Here is a 12,348-nt window from a genome sequence, read left to right on the forward strand (position 1 = left end):
CATCGTCTGTTTTCCCCCTCTCCCTCTGGGAGAGATACCGTCTTGTCGGTTATCCGGCAAGCGGTATTTCAGCGTTAAATTCACGCCCTGATTTCACCACCCCATAAGCCAGCTGTAGCAGCTTTCTCATTCCTGCACACACGCGTTCTTTGCCTGTCTTCCCCCTGCTCGCCATCCGGGTCATCAGGTCTTTCACCACTTCATTACATCTTCCCGCCACTACCGTAGGCATATACAGCACGCTACGCAGCTCACGGCTCCCCACTTTTGACAACCTGCTCTTTCCCTTCCACATCCCGGACTCACAACGTCGTGGGTTCAGCCCTGCATAAGCCACCAGAGCCTTACTGCTCCTGAACCGCCTCAGGTTTCCCGCGAAGGCCAGAAGACTCGTACTCAGCACATCTCCCACTCCCGGGATACTCTCCAGCAGCGCTTTGTCTTTTCTCAGGTCCGGGTCATCATCAATGTGCTGTCTGATTTTCTTTTTGGTTTCTTTTATCAGTTCATCCAGCGTGGCGATGTGCTCTTTTAACGAGCCAGTGATGACCTCATCTGCGGCCTCCAGCCTGTTCTCTTCCATCTGACGCATCTCTTCAAGATTTTTAAGATGCCGCACCAGCGCGGTCAGCTGTCGCTGGCTGAGAGGAGCCGGATGCCATTGGGCTGGCTGATACAGGGCACAATACCGTGCTATCAGGGCGGCATCGCTTTTATCCGTTTTGTTTCGGGTCAGTTCGGTGTTACTGAAGGCATGAATGCGGGCAGGGTTTTCCAGGCTGACGCGATAGCCGCCATCGGACAATGCCGTGGCGAGTTCCGTGCTGTAGCTGCCCGTCGCTTCCATACAGACATGACAGTCCCCAAAGCGGGTCAGCCAGTGAATAAACTCACGACATCCCGCAGGCGTGTTAGCAAACTTTTTAGTTTTGTATTTCTGACCAGGCAGCAGGACAGCGACATCAAATTTTAGCTTAGCAATATCAACGCCGACAGAAGTGAGGGTCATCTGATTCTCCGTAACCTTATGAATAATATCGCCAGACCATCCTTATATGTGGGTGCTCAGAGGCACAGGATACCGTTCGGTCTTGAGGCGACAGGGAATAAGGTTGCCGGGGCATAATCTCTCCCACGGGCTCGGAAGCACCAGGGCCAGGGGATGCTCACCGGCAACCTCCCGATGATCAGTCGGGGATCTTCCCCGCACTGGCGGGGAAGTTCAAGACATAAGGGCCGGGGTGAGGGTTGAATTGCCTCCCGGCTCTCAGCGCCCCCGGTTATGACCCAACTCAGGCGGGGTTGAGCTGTCGGGAGCAGCGAAAGAGAGCGATCGTCGGGAACGAATCGCGAACGACCCCGACTGTTTGGGTGATAACCGGTGGGTTTACCGCTTTAGCGGCGATGAGCTTGCCGGGCGCCGGGGGTTGTCAGGGGGCATGGCGAAATGCCACCTGACACGTTCACCGGTTCGATGGCTACATGTAGATATAGATTTGTGGTGAACGGAACCTTAGCAGCACTCTCATAGTATTGATTTGAAACTAAGAGAGAATGACTACTACTTATCTAAAAACCGTAACTTCCAGCCCTGAAGCGTTCTCGGCAGCGGGCCTGTTTCGTTCCCTTTGGAGCGGTAAAACTTCGCTTCCTGAATGCCATTTTTCCCCGGAGAGGTGCGGGCCGCCCACATTTTTCCGTCAGATGTATACATCACAATTGCGGTATGGCGGTTTGCTTCGCCGCGGACCCACATCGAAATCACCTTCGCACCAATGTTGTCGATATCGTCCTGGTAGATGTACACATTCGCGGCATCAACGAAGTTTTGGTAGTCATCTCCCACCATCGCCCTGAAGCGAGTATCTGTCGCGGCATCCGGAAAGACGCCAATAGACAACAGCGTGGCTTTAGGCCGTGGATCCGTTTGGCTTTTGACATAGCGTCCGTCAATAAATACCCCCTTCGGCATCGACAGCTTACAGCCCCAGTCTGCGTTACTGTGTACCTGGATTGAGCCATCCTGGCGCGGGATAAAGAGCAGCTTGCAATTGCTGGTGTCCTTCACTTTCTCCACAATCGCCATGCCGTAGATCTTTCTGGCTTCTGCGGTGAAATCATCATGATTTGCGCCCGCCCAGGCCCTGATGTCGACGGTCAACGACCATTCCGCGTTACGGCTAAGGGTTATATTTCCGCCGCTACGGTTAGCAGCCGTAGTATTCCACCAGTTTCCCTGCCAGTCGAAATCCTCTTGCACGCCAGAAATTCGGCTAATTCCTTCATAATAGGCGCGCTCAATGCAGCCGTCAGATGTGCAGCTTTCAAGCGATTTATCCCACTCCAGATAGTCTTTATGAACCTGAGCCGCATTGTTTTTCACCAGCATGGAGTGGTAAATCATGTCCATGGTACTGTCCAGCCAGTGCAAGGTGTCATTATTGCAGATGGTATTGTCTAATGGCGTAGCAGCGCGCTGGCAATCAACGGCCATCGCATTACCGGCATAGAAACCCGCCATAAATAATAAGGTAGAAAGGATGCGCTTGAGCATAGGTACAAGAAAATTCCCAATCCGAAGTCGCCATTCTGACCAGAACATATTCAACTTGCAATATCAAACTGAAGGCATGGTTAATTGAAATTAAAATGAAAATAATGCGTTAATAAAACATCACTTATTATGATGAAATTAATGGCACATTGACAAATAAGAAACAATGAATATTGCCGTCAGGCGGATTCGCGCGGAACCAGCTCTCCAGAAATAATAATTCTCTGGGCGGGTAATTCTGGCTGTTTGATTTTGCGGACAATCAGAGAGGCGGCCTGTCGCCCGGTCTCTTCGCTGGATGCGGAGACATAGGTAAAGCTCGGCGAGGTAAGATTAATGTACATCATATCTTCGAAACCGATCAGAGAGACCTGCTGCGTTAAGAAGACGTCTTTCCCGACCGTTCTACCAACCTGCTGAATACCGGTGATGGCGCCGATAATGGCCGCCGGGGAATGGCACAGCATGGCGGTGATTTGGTTGCTTTTTTCCAGCATCAGGCGTGTGGCAAACGCCGAAGCCGAGGTATCGTCCGCGCATTCTGGCGCCCACTCTTCCCTGAACGGCAGGCCATACTGCTGCAGGGCGCTGCGGTAACCTGACAAACGCTCGGCGCGGATCAGGCAGCTTTTCGTGCCGCCCAGCCAGGCGATATTACGGTGGCCGCGCTCAATGAGAAATCGAGTGGCCTGGTTACCGGCCTGGCGATTATCCCGCCCAATAACGTCGCGCGTGCTGGTGATGGTTGATTCAGAGATGACTACCGTGGGCAGCGGGCAGTCGGTAATCGCCTGAGGTAGCTCAGCGGAGTGACAGTCGGCGGCCAGATAAATCACCCCGGCGACGCCCTGCTGGTTAAACGACGTCAGGCAGTTACGTAGCTGCTGTTCGTCATCACGCGGCTGGCCGAGAAACACCATATAACCTTGTTTCTCAAGCTGCTGAACGACGCTTGCGGTGACGTTGACCGAAAAGGAATCGTTAAAATCGCGGATGATCAGGCCAATCAGGTTGGACGTGCTGGAACGCAGGTTAGCGGCGGCAACGTTATGCACGTAACCTAATGTTTTGATGGCGGCGTTGACCTTATCAATGGTCGCCTCGGAGATCTTGCCCTTCTGACGCAGCACCAGCGAAACCGTCGAGACCGATACGCCTGCCAGCTCCGCGACATCAATGATGTTGACCTTTTTCATTCCACCCCTGCAACCGTACATCCATAAATTTCAGCCCCCTGAAACATACAGGAGGCCGAAAGGTATTACATTATTTACCGATCATCGTCGACATTGTCTGCGCAATAAATTGCGCTCTGGCACCAAATATCACCTGAATACCCGAATCGCCGACAAACACTACGCCGCGTGCGCCCAGACTGTTCAGGCCATCTTTATCAACCTTTGAACTGTCGTCCACTTCGAGGCGCAAACGGGTGATGCAGGAACCCACGGAGTTGATGTTTGGCGCCCCGCCCAGCAGGCCGATGATATCGCCAGCCAGTTCGGTATCGGTTTTATCCCCGGCGTTAGCGGTCACTTCGGTACGGCCCGGCGTTTTCACGTCGAAGCGGCGAATCACGAAGCGGAAGGTGAAGTAGTAGATAAGCGCCATAGGCACGCCGACCACAACCGCCATCAGGAAGTTAGTCTGATAGCCGTTAAAGGACGGCAGGATACCAAAGGAGATGTAGTCGATCATCCCGGCGGAGAACGATTTGGCAATATGGGCATGCAGCAGATACATACACATATACGACAGGCCGGCCATCACCGCGTTGAACACGTACAGGATCGGGGCGACGAAGATAAAGGTGAACTCTACCGGCTCCGTTATCCCTGTCAGGAAGCAAGTCAGCGCCGCGGAGAACAGAATACCGGAGGCAATTTTCTTATTCCTGGTGTTGGCTTCATGGTACATCGCCAGACAGGCCGCAGGCAGCGCGAACAGCATCAGCGGGAACTCGCCCTGCATGAATTTACCGGCATCGTGATAGCTGTCGCTGCTGAAGGACTTCACGCCCTCTTCCAGCATTTTGAACCAAATCGTCTGGTCGCCGTGAATAACCTGCCCCGTGTGGGTGGTGTATTCCCCGAATGAGTACCAGAAAGAGGGATACCAGATATGGTGCAGGCCCAGCGGGATAAGCGCGCGTTCAACAAGGCCAAAGATGAAGGTCGACGCGGCCTGATTGTCACCGTTCACCACTACCGACAGGGCATCAATGCCGGACTGAATGTATGACCAGACCCACGGCAGCGCCATCCCCAGCAGAAAGGAGAGAAACGCCGTGGCGATAGCGACAAAGCGTTTGCCGGAGAAGAAGCCCAAAAACTCCGGCAGCTGCATGGTGTGGAACTTGTTGTAGCACCACGCCGCGAGGATCCCGGAGATTAGCCCGCCGAAAACGCCCATTTGCAGCGTCGGAATGCCCACTACCATGGCATATTTACCGCCCGCAGAGGCCATTTCCGGCGTAATGTGCATCACGGTGCCAATGGTGATGTTAATGATAAATACCGACACCGCCGCAGACAGCGCGGCAATACCTGACTCAGCGGCCAGGCCAACGGCAGAACCGATGGCGAACAGCATGGGCAGGTTGTCAAAAATGACCCCGCCCGCGTTCATCATCAGCGGTAAGTGAAACTTATCGCCGAACGCCAGCAGTAAACCTGCGGCGGGCAGCAGAGAGATAGGCAGCATTAAGGCGCGGCCAATCATGGAAAGCTTTGATAACGATTTAACAACACTGGACAACAGACTCATGGACGTTTCCCCCGGTGCAGACGCAGTAACCGCGTTTTGTCTATTTACGCGTTTTTATGGTAGGTAGAACGTTCTAGTAGAACGTTCTACCTAGAGTGCCGAAACGGTTTTTACCCCGCAACTGAAATCTGCGCTGTTGCCATATTGTTATCGAATATTTGAAGTGACGCAGGTTTTTAGGCCTGGGATTGATGGGGTTTTGTGCCTGAGAAATGAAGGCTCATTCAACGCTCCCGTCGGGGGTGACAGGGAGAGTTGATTCCGGCCCTTTCCGCTCTGGGCAGGGCCGGTCGAGCTTAAGGCTGAACGGTAATGCTCAGGCTTTCGAAGGTTACGGTCTGGCCCGCAACGATTTTGCAGCGCTTGCGGGTTTCAACTTCACCGTCCACCTTCACGAGGCCTTCGGCAATCACCGCCTTTGCCTGGGCGCCGCTTTCGCACCAGCCTTCCAGCTTGAGCAAGTCGCACAGTTCAACGTGGGGGTGTTTACCTAATGAGAAGGTCGCCATTATTACTCTCCATCGACATCATGATATTCCTCGCAGGCCTGCAAGGTATTCTGAATTAGGGTGGCCACGGTCATTGGGCCAACGCCACCCGGAACCGGCGTAATATACGAGGCTTTAGCGGCGGCTTCATCATAAATTACGTCGCCGACCACTTTCCCGCTTTCCAGGCGGTTAATGCCGACGTCCACCACGATAGCGCCTTCTTTAATCCACTCGCCCGGAATAAAGCCCGGTTTGCCCACCGCCACAATCACGAGGTCGGCGTTCTCGACGTGCTGACGCAGGTTTTTAGTAAAGCGATGCGTTACGGTGGTGGTGCAGCCGGCCAACAGCAGCTCCATACTCATCGGGCGGCCCACGATGTTGGACGCACCAATGATCACCGCGTTCAGGCCGTAGGTGTCGATGTTGTAACGTTCAAGCAGCGTAACGATACCGCGTGGCGTACACGGACGCAGGCGCGGCGCACGCTGGCACAGGCGGCCAATGTTATACGGATGGAAACCGTCTACGTCTTTATCCGGGTCGATACGTTCGAGAACTTTGACGTTATCAATCCCGGCAGGCAGAGGCAGCTGCACCAGAATACCGTCAATTTCAGCGTCGGCATTCAGGTCATCAATCAGCCCTAACAGCTCCGCTTCGCTGGTGGTTTCTGGCAAATCGTAAGAGCGGGAAACGAACCCAACCTCTTCGCAGGCTTTGCGTTTGTTCGCAACATAAATCTGGGATGCAGGGTTCGCTCCCACCAATACAACGGCCAGACCAGGGGCACGTTTTCCTGCGGCAGTTCGGGCTCTTACTTTTTCAGCAACTTCAAGCCGTACCTGCTGCGCAATCGTTTTACCGTCAATAATCTTTGCTGCCATCAGAGAGAGAATTCCATCTGTAAACTTAAAGGAAGGGGTTACTGCTATTTTGTCAGATGCGCGCCTCGCTGTCAGGCACTGATGTGGGTTTATGCTCAATTGTCGCGCAGGTGGTTGAAAAGCCATTGACTCAAGAGGTGCTGACCGTATAATCCACCCCGCATCAAGCCGTAATGCACATCGACATTACTCAGTGCGCCCTTAGCTCAGCTGGATAGAGCAACGGCCTTCTAAGCCGTAGGTCACAGGTTCGAACCCTGTAGGGCGTACCATTTCGAAGTGAACAGACATCAACCGATGTCTTTTTTTATGCCTGAAATTCAGATTTCAGCGCATCGAAACTCTCTCAGCGTCTATCTTCATCAAGCAATATCTGTTGGCATATCTGATGGTATATTCCCGTGGTACGGGCCCGATATATTAGCCAGAGACATCGCCTGCCATACTCCGGAATATGGCAGGCTAGCCTATAAAAAGAAGGAAAGTTGCCTTTGGCCTGAGATAATTGTTCTATCTCATAGAGTCAGGCAACTTTCAAATTTTCCGTGCGATAGATTAAATACCTCGGTGACGAATATAACCGACCACTCTGAGTATTAATTTATACACAAGACGCTATCCTGTCGTTTAGCGCATCACTAATTCTTTCCACCATTGGCGCAATACTATCTTTGGTTCTCATAGCGCGCGCTATATCTATATTAAAGGTGTCAGTGATTGTGCTGGCTTTTCCGCCGAGCAGGCAGACCCTATCAGAAAGCAATACTGCTTCTTCAACGCTGTGTGTCACGAGTAACATCGAGCGAGTCTTGATAATACGATTCTCCCACAGTTCAATAAGATCCTGTCGTAGCTTGTTACCAGTAAAAATATCCAGGGCCGAGAATGGTTCATCCATCAGTAAAAGTTCTGGTTCTACGGCTAGCGCACGCGCGAATCCGACACGCTGCCGCATCCCTCCTGACAGTTCTCTTGGATAAGCTTTCTCGTACCCAGAAAGCCCTATCAGGTCAAGCATGTCCATTGTCCTTTTCCCCACTTCATCAGTCGATAATCCCTGAGCCTGAAGCCCAAATGCCACGCTATCGAAAACGTTTAGCCACGGGAAGAGCGCAAACGACTGAAACACCATGCTGGTATGTTTGCCGGGCCCATTAATGGGTAAATCGCAGCAAACAATAGAGCCTGCATCTGGCTCTACTAGTCCGGCAACCATTCTTAAGAGCGTTGACTTCCCTGAACCGGAACGCCCCAGTAAAGCTACGATTTCATTCTCTTTAATCTCCAGATTAATATTATCGAGCACGGTTGATTTTTGCTTACGACCTTTATTAAATGATTTTGAGACGTTCTTAATCTCTAATACTACTGATGATTGTTTCATAATAATCCCTTACATCTTTAATTTGTTAATAATTAATCGAATTTGAAACGCGTCTCTGCAAAACGGTACATAGGCTGCCAGACAAAAATAATGCACAGCAGAACCATGAAGCACATAGCCAGGCAGCCCAGGGCTTCCTGCGGGTTTTGGCCCGCATCACTGGCAAGAGAAATAAAGGCTCCGAGTCCGTGCGTCTGTAAGGTAATTTTTCCCCAGCTCAGCACTTCCGCAGCGATAGCGGTATTCCAGGCTCCCCCGGCCGCAGAAATGACGCCGGTCACGATGTAAGGAAACACTGCGGGGAGTGTGAATCGCGTCCACCAGAGTAAGCCACGGAGATGAAAGACCCGGCTTGCTTCCACGAGTTGACTTGGGATCATGGAGGTTCCGGCAATGACGTTAAACAGCACGTACCATTGTGTGCCCAACATAATCATTGGAATTGTCCATGTGCCCAAATTCTGATGCCAGGCAACAATCATAAAGGCTATCAATGGATAAAAGACGTTAGCAGGCACCGCGGCCAGCACCTGAATAATCGGCTGGAAAAAGCGCACAAGGTTTGGCCGCAGGCCAATCCATACGCCCAGAGGCGTAAAGATAATAACGCTTAACACCATTGCGCCGATGACTCGAGCGGCGGTTAGCCCCATTAAGCCAGGAAGTGAAGCCAGGTACTCCTTAGGAATAAACAGCCACAGCTGATGCCCGTAATAAATGCAGCCGACCACGATAGCCAGATACCAAAGGCTGGACCATAGCCAATTCATTTGTGCAAGGAAACCAAAAAGCCGGTTTAGCTTTAGTCCATACCACGCTTTAGGCATAACAAATAACCAGAATATGGACAATTGTTTACATGCGCGCCCTAAGCCCAGCCCGATATGTGATTGACTAAGGCATTGATAGAACCATGAGCCGGGTACTTTTCTGTCACTAACATCCTCGTATTTGAACTGATGCGCATAGCGAACCAGCGGGCGGAATAGCAGCTGATCGAAGATGATAATATTGATAATAAGGGCTAAAACTCCCAGGGTGACGCCGTGGAGGCTGCCATTCTGTAAAGCGATACCGATATACGACCCTACTCCGGGCAAATTAGTGCTACCATCCCCTACGGTAAGCATCTCTGAGGCGACCAGCGCAAACCAGGCCGCGGACTGAGAGACCATCGTATTCCACAGCAAACCCGGGAACGAATAGATGAATCCCAGGCGCCAGAATTTTTGCCACGGATTATAACCAAAAGCCTCAGTGGCTTCGGATAGCTCATCAGGTACGACTTTTAGCGTCTGGTATAACGTCAGCATCATATTCCAGGCTTGTGCAGTAAAGACGGCGAAAATCGCCAGCCCTTCAAGCCCCATCACGCTGTGAGGATAAAGTCCGAGGAAAAAACCCGTCGTAAATGTCAGAAAACCAACTAAAGGAACTGACTCCATAAAATTCACGAAAGGCAAAATAACTCGCCTCATAGGAGCATATTTTGCGGCTAATACAGCAAACACTATCGAAAAGAGCATTGAATAAAAAAGCCCTATAAGCAATCGCATAGTTGTACGCAATGTATAATAGGGGAGCAAATGATAATCCAGATTAACATCTGGTAAAGAGTACCCGTTAAAAGGGGTGTGCATTCCCTGCCAACCATAAATGAACAAAATAATGCAGGCTGCTATAATAAAGCCAACAATCAAATCGTTCACAACAGAAGTCTTCTTGCTTATGTGTTTTGTTAAAACATGCATAATAGGAAACTCCACTTATTAGCGCGCACGCATGAGGTTACCCTCGTTGAGTACGAGCCAATAAGATAATATTAGATTTAATAAATCCTAAAAAGCCTTAGCAACTAAAAATCAGTGGTCAGAAATACTCTCGCCGCTAAAGCTGATTACGAGTTATGGTAATAGTGTGTTGATGTTATCCTCAACGGCACTTTGTCTTTTTTGTTTCAGTTTCAGTTTGAGCTTGCTGAAAAATTCTTTCCATGCAGCAAGTTTTTTATAGAAGGGTCTTTGAAATGTGGGAGATATCGGCCGAGCAGTGTCTGCCAACATTGAAAAAATGATAGTGCTTTTAGCATCGATATAAAACATGTAGCGCTTTGTAAGTAGCGACATACTACACCTCAAACTGAGTGCATATAATGAATAACCAATCATCGGCAGTTTCATGGCAACTGCACAGACCGTCTCCATTGAATACACTGAGTTACAATGTAGATAGTCAGCCCATATGTTCCTCTCTCGATGGAGGTTCATCAGAAATATTACAAGTCATAGATCTTCTCCTGTTGATTTTTACTGAAAATGTGCGGGCTATTACTTGATTATTCACTAGCCGACTCTTTATCTCTTCCAGAGCATTATCCGGCTGGCAGCTCCTTTTTGAAGGACAGCTTATTATAGCCACAACCTCTCTGTGGGAAACCCAAAAACAAGTTTCAGTTAGGAACTGTTTAGCTATGTCAAGATAATAACGAATATGTCAAAACAATAAAAATAACCGCAAGTTGTGTAATAAAGAAATTTTTAAAGTAATACACTTCAAATGGTAAAATAAATACCTCCACGGTTACATAATATTTACTAACGGCCGCTATCTCCGGGGTCAATATGAACCATGACATTAAGTACATCAAAAACGGCCATCACCCTATTTCTGGCTTCTGTAGCGATTTCATGGCCTTCGCGGATAGAAAGATCTCCGTTGACTTCAAGGTGAACATCAATCAGAGCGTAGTCGCCCATTTTGCGTGTTTTCAAATCATGGACCCCTGCCACACCTGCCGTAGACAACAGGCAAACTCTTATTTGATGTTCTAAATCAGCGTCAACAGAACGATCCATTAAATCCTGAAGAGCGTCTGAGGAAAAGTGGTAGCCCATCCGGGTAATAAAGAGGCCGACAATCAAAGCAGCAATCGAATCCATCATATGATATCCCAGCATATTCCCGATAATCCCAATCGCCACAATGACTGAAGAGGCCGCATCGGATCGAGCATGCCAGGCATTTGCAATCAGCAAAGAAGACTGGATACGTTTACCAACAAACAGCATATAGCGGAAAAGCGTCTCTTTAATCACCAGCGCGATGATAGCTACCCATATCGCTAAAGGTTTTATCTCCTGAGGCAAGCTGTTATGAAGAAGATTTCCCCCAGCTGACCAGACCATCCCCAAACCAACTAAAAGAAGAATCGCCCCGATAATGAGCTTTCCGCCGTTTTCAAAGCGCAAATGGCCGTAGTGATGGTCGTCATCACACCCCTTCTGGCCTTTCTTATTAGCAATTAAAACGACAAAATCAGAAGAGAGATCTGAAAGAGAATGAATCCCATCTGCAATGAGTCCCTGCGAACCTGATAAAACACCAGCTATAATTTGAAATATAGATAAGAAAGAATTGAGGAAAATACTGACCAGCGTGCATTTTTTTGTTTCAGACGCACGAAAATGAGACCTATAGTTATTTCCATTCATAATCTTTAATCACCACAAGGTAGCAGCCCGAATGGGCTGCCTGTAACGATTACTTGCATTCAGCGGAAAGGGTAATCAGCAACGCGTCATTAACTTTCGCATCTTCGGAGGCGAAAACAGCAATACCTTTAACCATTTTACCTGCCCTTAACGAGCCTTTAGACAAAGCTTCATCTACGGTGTCCAATGCAAATTCTTTGTGGTCTGGAGCGGTTGCTTTCAGACACACCTTCGAGAGATCAATGTCTTTATCAGAGACGTTTGCAACCATCACTTCAAAGGTGTTGGTATAAGCACTTTTCCCACCCACGGACATAGAACCGGTGGATTTATGCGTAGCATAAACGGCAATGTTTGCAGGTGTTTCAGCTACCGCGGAAAAACAAAAACCAGCCAACGCCAGAGATGAAACAAGAGTAAGTACCTTCATCGTAAAATCCTTTCTTTAGGGTTAACATCTCAGTCACTGCGGATACCGCAGCCCAGCCTCAAGAGTAGTTCCCCTAACCTAAACCTCCCGTAAATTACCGTCGATATGATACTGACCCTGGCCCAAAATCAATGCAGGGCTCAACCTGATTGAAAAAAAATGAATGGCATCAGTGCCAGAAATTATCCTGACGCACTAGCCAAGCGATAACAGACTGTATTTTCTAAAAAATTTACCTGTTGATACAAATTTTATCGCACAGGATTTTTTTATATAAAACAAATCAGTACTTGATGCATTCGAATCCTGTAGGGACCATTTCTAAGTCAACACAGTTATTCCCAA

General features: G+C 49.4%; 9 protein-coding genes, 1 tRNA gene and 1 pseudogene. 1 reads left to right on the forward strand and 10 read right to left on the reverse strand.

Translation table 11 applies throughout. The features are described from left to right. Window positions 1–49: 49 nt before the first annotated feature. The 6 genes from JT31_RS06810 to folD form a co-directional block, all read right to left on the reverse strand. The gene (locus JT31_RS06810) at window positions 50–1,009 is read right to left on the reverse strand and encodes an IS110 family transposase (protein WP_038472527.1); all 960 of its coding nucleotides are present in this window, start codon (window positions 1,007–1,009) and stop codon (window positions 50–52) included. A 552-nt stretch (window positions 1,010–1,561) separates the two neighbouring features. Beyond that, window positions 1,562–2,554 (reverse strand): lysozyme inhibitor LprI family protein, encoded by a 993-nt coding sequence (locus JT31_RS06815; protein WP_038474899.1) that lies wholly within the window; start codon window positions 2,552–2,554, stop codon window positions 1,562–1,564. A gap of 179 nt (window positions 2,555–2,733) precedes the next feature. Further along, entirely contained in the window at window positions 2,734–3,750 is a 1,017-nt protein-coding gene (gene malI / locus JT31_RS06820; protein ID WP_038474901.1) for a Mal regulon transcriptional regulator MalI, read from the reverse strand. A 70-nt stretch (window positions 3,751–3,820) separates the two neighbouring features. After that, on the reverse strand, window positions 3,821–5,320 hold the full coding sequence (locus JT31_RS06825; RefSeq protein ID WP_038474908.1) for a PTS transporter subunit EIIC: 1,500 nt from the start codon (window positions 5,318–5,320) through the stop codon (window positions 3,821–3,823). Window positions 5,321–5,616: 296 nt separating this feature from the next. Next, on the reverse strand, window positions 5,617–5,829 hold the full coding sequence (gene ybcJ / locus JT31_RS06830) for a ribosome-associated protein YbcJ (RefSeq protein WP_038474910.1): 213 nt from the start codon (window positions 5,827–5,829) through the stop codon (window positions 5,617–5,619). Between the two features lie 2 nt (window positions 5,830–5,831). Further along, window positions 5,832–6,698: a bifunctional methylenetetrahydrofolate dehydrogenase/methenyltetrahydrofolate cyclohydrolase FolD gene (gene folD, locus JT31_RS06835; RefSeq protein ID WP_038474912.1), complete on the reverse strand. Its 867-nt coding sequence runs from the start codon at window positions 6,696–6,698 to the stop codon at window positions 5,832–5,834. A gap of 195 nt (window positions 6,699–6,893) precedes the next feature. Between folD and JT31_RS06840 the strand changes: the two genes are divergently transcribed. Further along, window positions 6,894–6,970, forward strand: a tRNA-Arg gene (locus JT31_RS06840). A gap of 329 nt (window positions 6,971–7,299) precedes the next feature. On the opposite strand, the pseudogene JT31_RS06845 reads toward JT31_RS06840, so the two are convergent. The 4 genes and pseudogenes from JT31_RS06845 to JT31_RS06865 all read right to left on the reverse strand — a co-directional run. After that, window positions 7,300–7,959 (reverse strand): annotated as a pseudogene (locus tag JT31_RS06845) (ABC transporter ATP-binding protein); the annotation flags it as partial. A gap of 155 nt (window positions 7,960–8,114) precedes the next feature. After that, window positions 8,115–9,833, reverse strand: coding sequence for an ABC transporter permease (locus JT31_RS06850; RefSeq protein ID WP_038474917.1), 1,719 nt, complete (start codon window positions 9,831–9,833; stop codon window positions 8,115–8,117). Window positions 9,834–10,676: 843 nt separating this feature from the next. After that, complete coding sequence (locus tag JT31_RS06860) at window positions 10,677–11,573, reverse strand: cation diffusion facilitator family transporter (RefSeq protein ID WP_038474921.1); 897 nt, start codon at window positions 11,571–11,573, stop codon at window positions 10,677–10,679. A gap of 49 nt (window positions 11,574–11,622) precedes the next feature. Further along, window positions 11,623–12,003, reverse strand: coding sequence for a DUF4354 family protein (locus JT31_RS06865; RefSeq protein ID WP_038474923.1), 381 nt, complete (start codon window positions 12,001–12,003; stop codon window positions 11,623–11,625). Window positions 12,004–12,348: the final 345 nt, after the last annotated feature.

Origin of the sequence: Cedecea neteri (assembly GCF_000757825.1) — a bacterium.
In the GTDB taxonomy this organism is placed as follows: domain Bacteria; phylum Pseudomonadota; class Gammaproteobacteria; order Enterobacterales; family Enterobacteriaceae; genus Cedecea; species Cedecea selenatireducens.